Here is a 13,857-nt window from a genome sequence, read left to right as displayed (position 1 = left end):
CGCTAAAGCTCAGCGTAGCCGCTGAAGCTTTAGCGTTTTTTGGTTGGACTGGTAATTATAGGGTCTGAAGTGCTTTGGTGGTGTGGGTAAAGGGTTCACAGCCGGTTGGGGTAATGTGGACGCAGTCTTCAATCCGCACCCCAGCGATCCCCGGCATGTAAATCCCCGGTTCGATTGAGAAGCACATGCCAGGTTGGAGTTGGAGGTCGTTGCCTTCCATAATGGATGGAAATTCGTGCTCACTCATCCCCATCCCGTGACCGAGCCGGTGGATAAAGTATTCGCCGTAGCCGGCCTTTTCAATCACTTGGCGGGCAATGGCGTCCAGTTCGGCCGCGGTCATCCCCGGCTTAGCGGCGGCCTGGGCGGTTAATTGGGCTTCCAAGCAGACCTGATAAATTTCTTGTTGTTGCTTGGTAATTTCGCCGACGGCCACCGTCCGCGAGACGTCGCTGATGTAGCCATCGTAGACCGTCCCTAAATCAAAGAGGACCAAGTCGCCTTCTTTGATCAAGCGATCGGAAGTGGCACCGTGGGGTTCAGCCGCGTGGGCACCGGCTTGAATCAGGGTGTCAAAGCTCATGTTCATGATCCCGTGTTGCTTCAGGGCGTATTCCAAGTCGGCCGCCACGGCTTGTTCGCTGACGCCAGGGTGGACGGCTTTAAAACCGACTTCCAGCGCGAAATCCGCCCACTTGCCGGCTTCTTTGAGGGTAGCAATTTCTTGGTCATCCTTGAGCAGGCGCATCTGTTCAATGGCCGGCGTCAGGTCAAAGTCAAACTTGGCGTGCGGGAAATTTTCTTGGAGGGCGCGCAGCCGGGCGACGGTTAAAAAGCCCAGTTCGGCGCCCCAATTTTGGGGGTCGGCGACGCGGCGCTTGACCTGATCGGCAATCATTTGATAAGGCTGTTCGTGGTCTAAGTAGCCGTAGACCGGGTACGCCCAGCCCGATTGCTTGATGGCTTCGACCTCTAAGGCCGGTGCAAAGAGGAAGGGATCGTGATCGGCAAAGACGAGTAAGGCCAAGACCCGCTCAACCGGATCACTGTAAAAGCCGGTCAGGTACTTGATCGTCATCGGATCACTGATGTAAGCGACCGCTAACCCTTGATCGGTAATTGTTTGACGAAGTTGGTGTAGTTTGTTCATTAAAGCGCAGCCTCCTAACGTTTTGATTAAAGAAAAATGAACATTTGGTAACAATTATACCACTTCAGAGTTTTGATTTGCGCTTTCACAGGAACTTTGATATATTGATTGTTGCGAAATGAAAGAAGCATGAAAACACACCAGACTAAGCAGAAAGGGGCGCTAAGAAATGAAGAAGCAGTCAGTAACGATCTACACAGTGGCGCGCGAAGCCCGGGTTTCAATGGCGACGGTTTCCCGGGTCGTGAACGGGAATCCGAATGTGAAACCTGAAACACGTAAAAAAGTTTTAGAAGTAATTAAGGAACTCAACTACCGGCCCAACGCCGTAGCCCGGGGGTTAGCCAGCAAGAAGACTACCACGGTGGGGGTAGTGATTCCTTCGGTTACCAACGACTACTTTGCCCGCTTGGCCTTGGGGATTGATGACATCGCCTCAATGTACAAGTACAATATGATTTTGACCAACTCCGATGCTGATGACGGGAAGGCTTTGCAAGTTGTGCGCAGCATGATGGCCAAGCAAGTCGACGGGATCATTTTTATGGGGCACGACATTACGCCGGAACTGCAAACTGAATTTGAAAATTCAACGATTCCGGTCGTCGTCGCCGGTTCCATGACTAACGACGCCGATTTGGCGACGGTACGCATCGACTACCGCAAGGCGACCCAAGAAGCCACGACCTACTTGCTCGAACACGAAGCTAAGAAGGTCGCCTTGGTAATTGGCTCGCAATTAACGACGGTCAACAAGGACTTCCGGATTCCAGGTTACCAAGCCGCGTTGGAAGCAGCTGGCGTGGCCTTTGATGATGGGTTGATCTTTGAAGCCCATGATTCATACAGTGAGGGCTACGAATTAGCTGAAACGATCAAAAACGCTGGGGTCGACGCCGCCTTTGTCAGTGATGATGGGATTGCGGCAGGGCTATTAAACGGGTTAACGGACCTGGGCGTTGACGTGCCGGGCGAATTCCAGTTGATTACCGGGAACGACACCAAGCTGGCCGAAGTGACCCGGCCGATGCTGACGTCGATTACCCAACCGCTGTACGATATTGGGGCTGTCTCGATGCGGCTGTTGACCAAGCTGATGAACGGTGACCAAGAAGAAAGCCAAGAAGCTACGACGATCGAAGGGTCCAGCATTATCTTGAACCACGGCTTCGTCAAGCGGCAAACGACGCACTAGACCGATGACAACTGAACTTTCGCGTGAAGCGTTACGGCGACAACGATCGACGCCAAGGATGCCCCAGCCGGGTGCTTCAAAGCGCCCCAAGCATGTGGGGTTGCACTTAGTGGCGGTCCTTGCCGCTGTTTTCTTCCTGGGCAGTTGGTGGGCCCAGCAGACGGTCTTAAGTGAGCAAACGGCCAAAACGACGCTGACGACGCCGACGGTCGTGGCAACGGTCCAAAGTGAGCTGAACAGTGGTTTAACCCAGTATGGGCTGACGAATTTGATTACCGCGACCGATACCAAGGCGGTCTTGCGGCAGTTGATTACGGAGGTCTACCAGGATCAGCCCCTGGCCTTGGATCTCTCAGCAGTGACCGAGCGGGCCAGTCGGCGGGCGGATAACGCCCTGTCGGTCTATGGGGTACAGGTCCCAACGGAACTGACGGCGGGGGTTGCCGCAACGGTCAATACCGCCGTTAACGCTCAGCTAAATACCAGTGAGCTAAAAACGGTCCAGCAGAATTTGCAGGTCGCCAAGCAAGTGGCCAGTGTGACCTTGGTGGTGAGTGGCTTGCTGGTGGTCCTTGGCGCAGTGCGGGAATTTTTCAACCACGCCTTGGGGCGGTACTTGGCGGTGGTCGGGTTGGTCAGCGGGAGTTTGCTCTGGCTGTTAACCTGGCTGTTGCAAAGCCAAGCGGCCACCTTTAACTTCAGCGCCGCGATTGCCAATAGCCTGATGACCGCGGTAGTCAACCAGGTCGTAACGACGGGCTGGCAACTGGGCGGGTGGGCCATTGGGCTCGGCGCCTTGGCGCTGGTGGGCCGGTGGCTGTGGCGACTTTGGCGGCACCGGTAAGTTTTGCTTGAATTTATCGGCAGGAACTGCTAAAATTTTAGTGTTTTGTTATCAATTAAAGAAAAGAGGAGTTAATTATGTCAGGACACTCAAAATGGCATAACATCCAAGGGCGTAAGAATGCGCAGGATGCTAAGCGTGGTAAGATTTTCCAAAAGATTTCCCGTGACTTGTACCAAGCTGCTAAGGCGGGCGACCCGAATCCCGACAACAACCCTCAACTCCGGCTGGTTATGGAAAAGGCCCGGGCGGCTAACATGCCAAAGCAAAACGTGCAACGGGCCATCGACAAGGCTACTGGTGCCGGTGGGGCCAACTTCGAAGAAATCACTTACGAAGGCTACGGTCCTGGTGGGGTTGCCGTGATGGTCTTCTGCTTGACGGACAACAAGAACCGGACGGCCGCTGCCATTCGGTCTGCCTTCACGCACTCTGGTGGTTCCTTAGGGGCCAACGGGTCGGTTTCCTACATGTTTAACCGACTGGGCTTGATCGAAATCTTGCGTGATGGGTTGGACAAGGATGAAGATGAAGTCTTGATGGATGCTTTGGAAGCCGGGGCCGACGACATGAAGGCAACCGACGACAAGTTCCAAATCTTTACGGATCCTAGTGCCATGACGGCAGTACGGGATGCCTTGCAAGAACAAGGTTACGAACTGGACACGGCCGAAGTGACGATGATCCCAGAAAACAAGACGCAAGTGCCAGCCGACAAGGTTGGTCAATACCAACACTTGATCGATGAATTAGAAAACAACGACGACGTGGCCGACGTTTACGAAGCGGCTTACATCGCCGAATAATTTGCCGACAGGTCTCCATACGGGGGCCTGTTTTTTTACGCCCCAAATTAATTAGACAAATTTGATAAATTCGTCCTGAATAATTTTAGCCATGAGGAGCGGTTAAATCACGCTCACGAGGCTTTGAAAATATTTTTAAATAAATAATTAAAAATCCGCCCGTTTGACGTATCTATAAAGTAAAAGGGGGGATTTTTTTTGGATTTAGAACGCAATTTTACGAAGACCCTGGCCACGGCGATTGACCAGCGGGCTTCGGACCTGTACCTGTTGCCCCGTGAGCGGGCCTACCAGTTGTTGACCCTGACCAGTGGCAAGCTGGAGCTGATCGCCCAGTATTCACTGGTAGCGGGGCAGCAGTTGATTTCGTATTTGAAGTACCAAGCCGATATGGCGGTCAGTGAACACCGCCGGCCCCAAACCGGGGCGCTCCGCTGGCCCCATCATCAGGGGGCGCCGATTGATTTGCGCTTATCGACGGTGGGGGATTACCGGGGGCAAGAATCCTTGGTGGTGCGCTTTATTTACCGTTTAACTGAGCAATACCAGTTGATGGTGCCCGATCAGTGGACCACCTTGCAGGCGGCGTGTCAAAAGCGGGGCTTGATCTTATTTGCCGGGCCAATGGGGTCGGGCAAGACCACGACGATGTACCGGCTGGCCCGCGAGTTGAAGGAGGATCACGTCATTATGACGATTGAAGATCCCGTCGAAATTGACGAACCGGCCTTTATCCAGCTGCAAGTCAATGAGTTGGCCCAGATGGGCTACCAAGATTTGTTACGGGTTGGGCTGCGCCACCGTCCTGATATCTTTATCATTGGCGAGATTCGTGATCCGGAAACGGCGCAGATTGCCACCCGGGCGGCGCTTAGTGGCCATTTAGTCCTGGCGACGGTCCACGCCCGTTCGGCGGCGGGGGTGCTGGCCCGCCTCAAGCAGCTTGGAGTGAGCGAGCACTACCTGGACCAAACCGTCAGTCTGGTTTGCTACCAACGGTTGATTGAACAAGCCGCTGGGGGGATGGCCGTGTTGTTTGACTTGTTAACGGCTGCGGCCCTGCCGTTGGTCTTGGCGGAACCACCGAAAGGAGGAATGAGCGATGCTTGGCAAACGAGGTTGGCGCAGGCCCAAGCCACGGGCCAAATTACGGCCGCTACGGCCACGCGCTATTCGGCGGGCTAGATTGAGCGAGCGGCAGTTGGCCCAGTGGTTCAGCTTGCTGGTCGATATGTTAAAGGTTGGCTTTCCCCTGCGCCGGGCGTTGAGTTTTGCCAAGGTAATCATGCCTAAGCAAGCGCCGGTAATTGATTACGTGGCGACCAACTTAAGCCAGGGGATCAGCTTTGCGACGGCGGTCCGACCGTGGGTAACGGCTGATCAAGCCGTCCAATTGCAATTGGCAGAACGCCACGGGGAATTGACCCAGGCCCTCGGGGAATTAAGCACTTATTTGACGCTGCGAACGAAGGAAAAGCAAAAGTTGCGAGCCCTCTTGCAGTACCCCGTGCTCTTGTTAGCCTTATTGGTCGGGCTCGGGGTGGTCTTGCGGCTGTATGTTTACCCGGAATTGCAGTCCTGGCAAGCCTGGCAGCTGCCGACAGGCCTGGTGATGGCGCTGCAAGCCCTGTTGGGGGCGCTGGGGGCCTTGGGACTGCTGGGGGGCTGGCGGTATCTGGCCTGGCGCCGCCAACCGCGGTTAAACCAAGTCAACGCCCTGTGTCGCTTACCCGGGGTGGGGCGGCTGGTCCAGTTGTACTTTAGCTACTATTTGGTGAGCAACTTAGCGCTGTTAGTGCGCCAGGGGCTGTCGCTCAAAGAGATTTGTGCCCTTTTGCAACAAGCGGAGCCGACCACCTTGCTCTATCAATTAGGCCAGCAGCTCCAGGTGCAGGGGAGCAGTGGCGCCGCCCTACCGGCGTTGATTCAAAGTCAGCCCTGTTTGCCCGATGAACTCGTTGCCCTGCTGGGGCGGGGGTGGACCAATCAGCAGCTTGGCCAAGAATTGGCGGTCTTTGCCCGGCTCCAGTTTCAGCGCTTAACCCGCCAGGTGGAAAGCTGGTTGACCCTGGTGCAGCCGGTCTTGTTTTTGATCGTCGCCCTGGGGATTTTGGGGATGTATTTAAGTTTGTTGTTGCCAATTTATCAATCAATTGCGGTGGTGAAATAAATGAAAAATTTTTTAGTTAAAATGCGTAAACGTAGCGCTTTCACATTAGTTGAGATGGCAACTGTCTTGTTTATTATTGCCTTGTTGATTCTGATTATTTTGCCTAATTTGGCGGCCCAGCGCAAGCACGCCACCCGGGTCCACGAAGACGCCATGGTCAACGTCGTCCAAACCCAGATCGACCTGTATGAAAATAATACCGGCCAAAGCGTCAATAGTTATGCCGACTTGGAAGGGGGCGATTATTTAACGGCGGCCCAGGTAGCGAAAGCCCAGAAAGAAAAGATCGTCATCCAAGGGGGAAAGGCGGTTAAACAATGAGACGGCCGGCTTTTACCCTGGTCGAAATGCTTTTGGTTTTGGGGATCGTGGCAGCCAGTTTCTGGCTGGTGACGCCCCGCGCGATTCGCGGCTACCAGGTCTGGGAGCAGCAACGCTTTTTTAAGCAGCTCGAGCAACAGTGGCAGGCGGCGGCAGTCCACGCCCGGGTGAGTCAGCGGGCCAGTTCGGTGAAGGTCTTATTCGATTCACGTCAGATCTGTTTTATCTGGCATAGTGCCCACCACACGCAACGCAAGGATTTAGCGGTGCCCGGAAGTTTAACGTTGGTTACGCCGGGGAAAACCGGCTGGAATTTGCAAACTGATGGCTACACAACCCCGGGCACGATCGGCTTTATCGATCGGCAGACTGGCGCGCGTTATGAAGTACGGATTCAAATGGGAGGAGCGTATAAATTTGTTCAAACGACACCGGGCCGGCTTTCTGACGGCCAATAACTTAATTGCCCTGACAATTTTAACGGTGGCCTTGACCTTTTTGATGGTTAATGTCGCCGCCATCAAAGAGCAACGCCAGCAAATGGACCAGGCCTTGACTGTCGCCCGCTTGGCCAAGGAGGTCAGCACCCAAGTCGCCACTGGCCAGCCTGAGGCTACCATCAGCCGGCAAGGGTTGCGCGCCGAGGCGACGCCTAATTACGTCCGGGTTTGGAAACAACAAACCTTACTCAAGGAGTGGCGCCCATGAAACGCCGCGCCTTTACCCTTGCAGATGCCTTATTGGGGCTGATCGTTTTGGCTGTGACGGTACTGCTGATTGAAATGACCGTTCAGACCTTAAACCGCCAGACCAAGCTGACCTTATCGTCAGAAACTGACTGGTACGAAGCCGTCGCCCTCTTAGAAGGGGACCGCTACGCCTTTACCTTAGTCGAAGCGGGCCAGACCGGCCTTATCTTGCGGGATCGGCGGGGGCGCTTGTTTAAGGTCACAGCCGATCCCCGGCCAATCGGGCCCTTAGCCCTCAAGGGGAGCAGCGGGGGTTACATTCCCTTGCTGATTAAGGTCCAATCGTCCACGGTGGCCTGGCGAATGCTCAATGACCATGAAGTCGCCCTGAGTTTGACGACGACCGATCAAAGGAGGCATGAAGCAATTGTTCAATTTCAACCACCCGCGCCCAGCCGGCCACGCGCTATTGACCGTGATTCTCCTGCTGAGCGCGATTGCGACGGTGACCCTCTTCAACGTGCAGTACCTGGCCCAACAACGGCAGATCAACCAGCAATTGGTGCGCCAGTTCGACCGACAGACCCAAACTAACCTGACCAAGGCGCACCAAATGGGGGCCGCCACGGGGAAAAAGACGAATGATTATCCAAGTCCCGGCCCGTAAGTGCTTGAATTTAGTGGTAAAAATCAGTAAACTAGTGGTGTTGCAAAAGAATGCAGAAGGGAGCGACTTAGACTGGTACCACAAACTCCAGAACAACTCTTTACCCCATTTGATGAGGCGACTGGCCTGCTTCAGGGGGCCTTGCGCAGTTCGCGGATGGATGCCTTCCTGGAAAATGCGGAGAACCTGGTGGATGGCGGCAAGGTGCGGATTGAAGACGGTGTGCCTGACCAGGCGACGGCGGATCAAGTAAGCGCTTTATATGCTAAAATAGATTTAGCCAGCGCGGATCCCGAAACGATCCGGAAGTTCTTACAGCTCGCTTTGTTAAAGGTGATGCGGCAAGACCAATTCCAAGCCAACCATCAAATGACCCCGGACACCTTGGGGCTGTTGATGGCCGCGTTAGTGGAACGGTTAGCGCGCCACCAAACGCCGCAGTCCGTGTTGGACTTGGCTGTTGGGGTGGGCAACCTCTTATACACGGTGATGAACCGGTTAAAGCAGGATTTGGGCCAACCTTTGCAGGGCTTTGGGATTGATAACGACGAGACGATGCTCGCGGCCGCCAGCGTCAGCGCGGAATTGCAAAAGCAACCGGTGACCCTGTTGCACCAAGATGCGATCCAAGCTTTGGACGTGCCGTTGGTGGACCTGGTGGTCAGCGACTTGCCGGTCGGCTACTATCCCTTGGACGCCAACACGACTAACTACCGGACCCGGGCTCAGGAAGGCCATTCCTACGTTCATCATTTAATGATTGAGCAGGCGACTAATTACCTGGCCCCCGGTGGGTTTGGCTTGTTCTTGGTCCCAAGCAGTTTGTTTAAGACGAAAGAGACCAAGGGGTTGGTGGAATGGATCCAGTCGGTTGCTTACTTGCAAGGGTTGGTGAACTTACCATCCGAACTCTTTGCCAGTCCCCAAGCGGCCAAGTCGATTCTGTTGTTGCAACGTCACGGAGCTGATAGTCACCAGGCAGCCAAGGTGTTGTTGGGGACGTTCCCATCGTTTAAGGATCAAGTCGGTTTTAAGAAGTTTATGGCCGAAGTTGACCAGTGGATGGCCACGAACCTGACGCACGAAAGTTAAAGGAGAGTATTACGTATGTCAAAGTCACTTGCAGTTAATGCCGGAAGTTCTACCGTTAAGTTTAAGTTGTTCGATATGCCAAGCGAAGAAGTCCTTGCCGAAGGGCTGATCGAACGGATCGGTTTGGAAATGGGTCACGCCAAGATCAAGTACGGGGATGGCCAAGTTCACGATGAAGAAACCCCCTTTAAGGATCACGGGGTGGCCGTAGAATACTTGCTCAAGCAATTAACCAACTTGGGGATTGTTAAGGAATTCAACGAAATTACGGCCGTTGGTCACCGGATCGTGGCCGGGGGTGAATTCTTCAAAGATTCCGCGGTGATTGATGATGATGTGATGGCTAAGATTGATGCCTTGGCCGAATATGCACCACTGCACAACCCAGCGGAATTAATCGGGATCAAGGCCTTCAAGCAAGTCTTGCCGGATGCCTTTGCCATTGCGGTCTTTGACACGTCCTTCCACACGTCGATGCCAAAGATGAATGCTTTGTACAGCTTGCCATACGAATGGTATGAAAAGTACGGGGCCCGCAAGTACGGGGCCCACGGGACCAGCCACCGTTACGTTGCCAGCCGGGCCGCTGCTTTGTTGGGCAAGCCATTAGAAGAATTAAATCTGATCACTTGCCACATTGGGGCCGGGGCTTCCATTACGGCAATCAAGAACGGGAAGTCTTATGACACGTCAATGGGCTTCACGCCATTGGCCGGGATTACCATGGCCACCCGGTCCGGGGATGTGGCCCCATCCTTGGTTAACTTCATGGAAAACAAGCTGGGGATTTCCAGCGACGAAATGGTTGACATTTTGAACCACAAGTCCGGCTTGCTGGGCTTATCCGGGATTTCCAGTGACATGCGCGACGTTCAAGCAGCCGCAGAAGAAGGCAACGAACAAGCCCAACTGGCCTTGGACATCTTTGAAAACCGGATTGTGCGCTACATCGGTTCTTACATGGCAGAATTGGGCCACACGGATGCGATTGTCTTTACGGCCGGGGTCGGCGAAAACGACATTGAATTCCGGCAAGCGGTGGCGGACCAGTTGAAGAGCTTTGGGCTGGGGATTGATCCAGAAAAGAACAACGTCCGGGGCGAAGAACGCGACATTTCCAGCGCAGACGCGACGGTGAAGTCCTTCTTGATTCCAACCGACGAAGAATTGATGATCGTTCGTGATATCGAACGCCTCAAGCAAGCTTAAGCCTTAAGGAGACTAGTTAAAAAAGGGAGTGGGAGGCCATGCTTCCACTCCCTTTGTACATAATTGGAAAGGGTGGTTAGATGCAATATGTAATTTCCGATACCCATTTAATGGACGAAAATTTATTGGGCATGGATGAGTTTGCGCCCCGGCCCTTTGCGACCACGGCAGCGATGGATCAAGCCATTATCGACCACTGGAACGCGCGGGTAAAACCGACCGATGTGGTTTATCATTTGGGCGACATTGCCGTGGATCTTCACCGCCCCGAAAAAGTGGTTAACGCGGCGATTTATGAACGCTTAATGGCGCTAAATGGCCGCTTGGTCCTGCTCAAGGGAAACCACGACCGCCGGAGTTTGTTCAAGTATTTGGCCGCCCACAATGTGACCGTGGCGGGGCAGGCAAAGTTTGAGCTGCACGATGTGGGGAAACTGATCAAGTATAATCACCGCCAGTATTATTTGACCCACTATCCCCTCTTATTGGGCATTGCGCCCCAAATTCGCAATTTACATGGCCATATCCATCATTACCAATTGCCGTACGCAACCAATCTCAACGTGGGAGTGGATGCGCCAGAATTAAATTTCTTGGCCCAGCCAGTGCCCTTCGGGACGCCCTTATCGATGGCTGAAGTTGAAACCATCGCGGCAAAGAAAGCGACCTGGTTGGCTGCGCAACAACAGGGAAAGGAATAACGGTATGAATCGAACGCAATTTACTTTGTATAGTGAAAAGCGCCGGGCGGAACGGGCCGGTGCCTTTGTGATTGAACGTCAAGACGCGACCCACTTCACCCTTAACCAGCATCCGTACGTATTAGTGGCTGACCACCGGGGGGCCTTTGATCCGGCGGCCCTGGCGGATCGGTTTAGCACCGTGTTGAGCAAATACGATTATATTGTGGGGGATTGGGGCTTTGATCAACTGCGCTTGCGCGGTTTTTATGCGCCCGAAAACCGGCTGTACACTCCCGAGCGCGGGGTAGCGACGATTCAGGATTACTTGGTGGAAGATTGCAACTTTGGCTGTGCGTATTTTGTGATTCAAAATGAGGATGTTCAGATTCCGCGCTATTTGAATCGGAGCAAAAAACGCGCCGGCAATAAGGATCACACCGCTAATTCCCGAAATCATGAAAAGGGACGCCCCAAGCGGCGGGTCCGGCGGATTAAAAGTGGTAAGCGCACCCACCGGGTGACAGAAAGGAAGTAAGGATGTATCAAGGGTATTTTATTGACTTAGATGGCACGATGTACAAGGGGAAGGAAAAAATTCCTGCGGCCCCCCGCTTTATTGACCGGTTACGGGCTGCGGGGAAACAGATCCTGTTTGTCACTAACAATAGTACGAAGGCACCGGAGGCGGTTGCCCAAAATTTAAGCCGCAACCACGGGATTGAGGCTTACGCCACGGAAATTTATACGACGGCGCTAGCGACGGCTGATTATCTTAAGGCGACGGTGACTGACCGGCCGAAGACGGCCTACGTGGTGGGGGAAGTGGGGCTAAAGACGGCCATTCAAGCGGCGGGCTTTACCCTGACAGCGGACCACCCCAGCTATGTGGTGGTGGGGCTGGATACCCAGGTGACCTATGCCAAATTGGAAACGGCGGTATTAAATATCTTAGCTGGGAGCACTTTTATTGGCACCAATGCTGACAGCAACCTCCCGAACGAAAAGGGCCTGACCCCGGGGGCGGGGGCCTTAATCCAGTTAGTGGCCTATGCGACGGCCGTTAAAGGAATCAAACCAATCATGATCGGCAAGCCCGAGCCATTGATTATGGAGTTGGCCTTGCAAAAGAGCGGCCTGGCTAAAGCCGATGTAGTGATGGTGGGGGATAACTACCAGACCGACATTTTAGCTGGGATCCACACCGGAATTGATACCCTCCTGGTCTATACGGGGGTTTCGACGCCCGCCCAAGTGGCCAAACAAGCGCAGCAACCGACCCATACGGTACCGACCCTTGATGAATGGCACCTCATTTAAAGAAACCAGTTTGGCGCTGCTAACGCTCCTCTTGTTGGGGTTAACGATCTTAGGCAGCGCCTTTTTGGTAACCTTGTTGGTGTCACCCTTGTTATTGGCCCACCCCACTCATTTTTATGGTTTAACGTGGCACCAGCAGCTTCGCGAATACGGGCGGATTATTCATTTTTTGCTTTCAGCGACGCCGCGTTTGACTTTTCGGTGGCTGCCCTTGGCCCCGGCCGGGCAGCATCATTTTCAAGAGGTGCGGATGCTAGTGAGGGGTGGCTTGCTGTTAACGGTTAGTGCCGGGGTGGGGAGTGGCTGGTTATTAAGGCGGGCTTCTCGCACTTATCAATTATGGCGCCTGCCCAGCTTATTGCGGTGGCTGTTACCGTGGTTGGGGACACTGGCGGGCCTATTGATTTTGAACTTTGGGACCGGGTTTTGGCGGTTTCATGAATTGATCTTTGCTAACCGGGATTGGGTGTTTACACCAAAAAAGGAGCCGATTATTCGACTCCTGACCAGTGGTTTCTTTTGGCGTTATTTTGTCGTGTGGGTAATGTTGACGGGCTTGGGGTTATGGGCAAGCTTGCGGCGCCTTGAACACCAGTTAGTCCGTTTCCTTCGTGCTGCTCAACCGGGCCTTGATGCCACCGACGATCGCGGGAATCAGGGTGACGACGATGATCGCTAGGATGATTAAGGAGAAGTGCTCTTGTACAAAGGGCAGATTGCCAAAGAAGTAGCCCCCGCCACAGCAGAGAACAACCCAAGTAACGCAGCCAATTAAACTAAAGCGGATGAACTTGCGATACGGGAAGCCCGAACCAGCGGCCGCAAACGGGGCAAAGGTCCGGATAATTGGCATGAAGCGGGCGAGGATAATGGCCGGTGCGCCTTGCCGTTCAAAGAATTGCTCAGCTTTCGCCAGACTTTGCTTATCGATTAAACGGCCAAACCAGGAGTGGCTGGACAGGGAACGACCGACTTTTTGCCCCAAGTAGAAGTTAAGCGAGTCCCCACTAATGCAAGCGATTAAAAAGAGGAGGGCGAACAGCCAAATGTTTAAGCCATACCGGGGATCGGCAGCCAAGGCACTGGCGGCAAACAGGAGCGAGTCGCCGGGCAAGAAGGGCATGATGACGGCCCCGGTTTCGATAAAGATGATTAAAAAGAGGATGAGGTAGCTCCAATCACCAAAGGCATTGACGATTTGAATCAGGTGGACATCGATGTGAAGAATAAAATCAATTAATGTGGTCATGGTTACTCCTTACGAATTAATGGTAGTTACCGCTAAATTCTAGCAGTCTCGTCTAGAAAAGTGAAGTTTCCTTAGTTGACTTTAAGTATCCTTATAAATTCGTCGCCGCGTTGCTTAGAAAAAATCGAATTACGCGGGATTTTTAAGATTTTATTATTCGCTTTTTATGGGTTATTGAGGAGAAGATTAGCAATAATGTTCATCAACTTAAAAAAGCAGGATTTATTTTACAAAACCCTTTGACAATCCAAGGGAAACCCGGTATATTAGATATCGTTGTCACGGCAGTTAAATAAATCACTGCTGGTCAGCTCTAAATAATTTAAAAAAAGTTGTTGACAGTGAGTTGATGATTTGATAACATATAAGAGTTGCTGATGCAGCTAATCAATCGAGAGCTTCGAAAATTAATTAAAAAAGTTCTTGACATCGAAATGAATCGATGATATAATAATTAAGCGCTAA

17 protein-coding genes are annotated in these 13,857 nt (G+C 53.0%); 15 read left to right on the top strand and 2 right to left on the bottom strand.

Annotation, left to right across the window (positions count from 1 at the left end):
* Nucleotides 1–55: 55 nt before the first annotated feature.
* Nucleotides 56–1,150 carry a M24 family metallopeptidase gene (locus tag BN54_RS08820; protein WP_019206833.1) on the bottom strand — a complete coding sequence of 365 codons (1,095 nt, stop codon included), beginning with the start codon at nt 1,148–1,150 and terminating at the stop codon, nt 56–58.
* Nucleotides 1,151–1,319: 169 nt separating this feature from the next.
* Between BN54_RS08820 and ccpA the strand changes: the two genes are divergently transcribed.
* From ccpA to BN54_RS10080, 15 genes are all read left to right on the top strand, one after another.
* Entirely contained in the window at nt 1,320–2,345 is a 1,026-nt protein-coding gene (gene ccpA / locus BN54_RS08815; RefSeq protein ID WP_019206832.1) for a catabolite control protein A, read from the top strand.
* Between the two features lie 4 nt (nt 2,346–2,349).
* On the top strand, nt 2,350–3,189 hold the full coding sequence (locus BN54_RS08810) for a hypothetical protein (protein WP_155818382.1): 840 nt from the start codon (nt 2,350–2,352) through the stop codon (nt 3,187–3,189).
* Nucleotides 3,190–3,266: 77 nt separating this feature from the next.
* Nucleotides 3,267–3,995 carry a YebC/PmpR family DNA-binding transcriptional regulator gene (locus BN54_RS08805; protein WP_019206830.1) on the top strand — a complete coding sequence of 243 codons (729 nt, stop codon included), beginning with the start codon at nt 3,267–3,269 and terminating at the stop codon, nt 3,993–3,995.
* Between the two features lie 198 nt (nt 3,996–4,193).
* On the top strand, nt 4,194–5,180 hold the full coding sequence (gene comGA / locus BN54_RS08800) for a competence type IV pilus ATPase ComGA (protein WP_019206829.1): 987 nt from the start codon (nt 4,194–4,196) through the stop codon (nt 5,178–5,180).
* Nucleotide 5,181: 1 nt separating this feature from the next.
* Entirely contained in the window at nt 5,182–6,165 is a 984-nt protein-coding gene (locus BN54_RS08795; RefSeq protein ID WP_019206828.1) for a type II secretion system F family protein, read from the top strand.
* Nucleotides 6,166–6,486 (top strand): competence type IV pilus major pilin ComGC, encoded by a 321-nt coding sequence (locus BN54_RS08790; RefSeq protein WP_019206827.1) that lies wholly within the window; start codon nt 6,166–6,168, stop codon nt 6,484–6,486.
* A complete protein-coding gene (locus tag BN54_RS08785; RefSeq protein ID WP_019206826.1) occupies nt 6,483–6,944 on the top strand; it encodes a type II secretion system protein in 462 nt (153 codons plus the stop codon). Before BN54_RS08790 ends, BN54_RS08785 begins: the two co-directional genes overlap by 4 nt.
* Entirely contained in the window at nt 6,904–7,194 is a 291-nt protein-coding gene (locus tag BN54_RS08780; RefSeq protein WP_019206825.1) for a hypothetical protein, read from the top strand. The genes BN54_RS08785 and BN54_RS08780 overlap by 41 nt, the downstream gene beginning before the upstream one ends.
* On the top strand, nt 7,191–7,769 hold the full coding sequence (locus BN54_RS08775) for a hypothetical protein (protein ID WP_019206824.1): 579 nt from the start codon (nt 7,191–7,193) through the stop codon (nt 7,767–7,769). The genes BN54_RS08780 and BN54_RS08775 overlap by 4 nt, the downstream gene beginning before the upstream one ends.
* A gap of 145 nt (nt 7,770–7,914) precedes the next feature.
* Nucleotides 7,915–8,934, top strand: a complete 1,020-nt coding sequence (locus BN54_RS08770) for a class I SAM-dependent methyltransferase (RefSeq protein WP_367587267.1) — start codon at nt 7,915–7,917, stop codon at nt 8,932–8,934.
* A gap of 15 nt (nt 8,935–8,949) precedes the next feature.
* Entirely contained in the window at nt 8,950–10,143 is a 1,194-nt protein-coding gene (locus BN54_RS08765; RefSeq protein WP_019206822.1) for an acetate/propionate family kinase, read from the top strand.
* A gap of 80 nt (nt 10,144–10,223) precedes the next feature.
* Nucleotides 10,224–10,844, top strand: a complete 621-nt coding sequence (locus tag BN54_RS08760) for a metallophosphoesterase (RefSeq protein ID WP_019206821.1) — start codon at nt 10,224–10,226, stop codon at nt 10,842–10,844.
* Between the two features lie 4 nt (nt 10,845–10,848).
* Entirely contained in the window at nt 10,849–11,361 is a 513-nt protein-coding gene (locus BN54_RS08755) for a YutD family protein (RefSeq protein ID WP_019206820.1), read from the top strand.
* 2 nt (nt 11,362–11,363) lie between these two features.
* Nucleotides 11,364–12,143: a TIGR01457 family HAD-type hydrolase gene (locus BN54_RS08750; RefSeq protein ID WP_019206819.1), complete on the top strand. Its 780-nt coding sequence runs from the start codon at nt 11,364–11,366 to the stop codon at nt 12,141–12,143.
* Between the two features lie 10 nt (nt 12,144–12,153).
* On the top strand, nt 12,154–12,822 hold the full coding sequence (locus BN54_RS10080; protein ID WP_162258979.1) for a lipoprotein intramolecular transacylase Lit: 669 nt from the start codon (nt 12,154–12,156) through the stop codon (nt 12,820–12,822).
* Here the strand turns inward: BN54_RS10080 and BN54_RS08745 are convergent.
* Entirely contained in the window at nt 12,739–13,392 is a 654-nt protein-coding gene (locus BN54_RS08745) for a VTT domain-containing protein (protein ID WP_019206818.1), read from the bottom strand. The genes BN54_RS10080 and BN54_RS08745 overlap by 84 nt on opposite strands.
* Between the last annotated feature and the right edge of the window lie 465 nt (nt 13,393–13,857).

It is taken from the genome of Limosilactobacillus ingluviei str. Autruche 4, from assembly GCF_000312405.1.
In the GTDB taxonomy this organism is placed as follows: Bacteria; Bacillota; Bacilli; order Lactobacillales; family Lactobacillaceae; genus Limosilactobacillus; species Limosilactobacillus ingluviei.
This window is presented reverse-complemented; position numbering and strand designations above follow the sequence as displayed.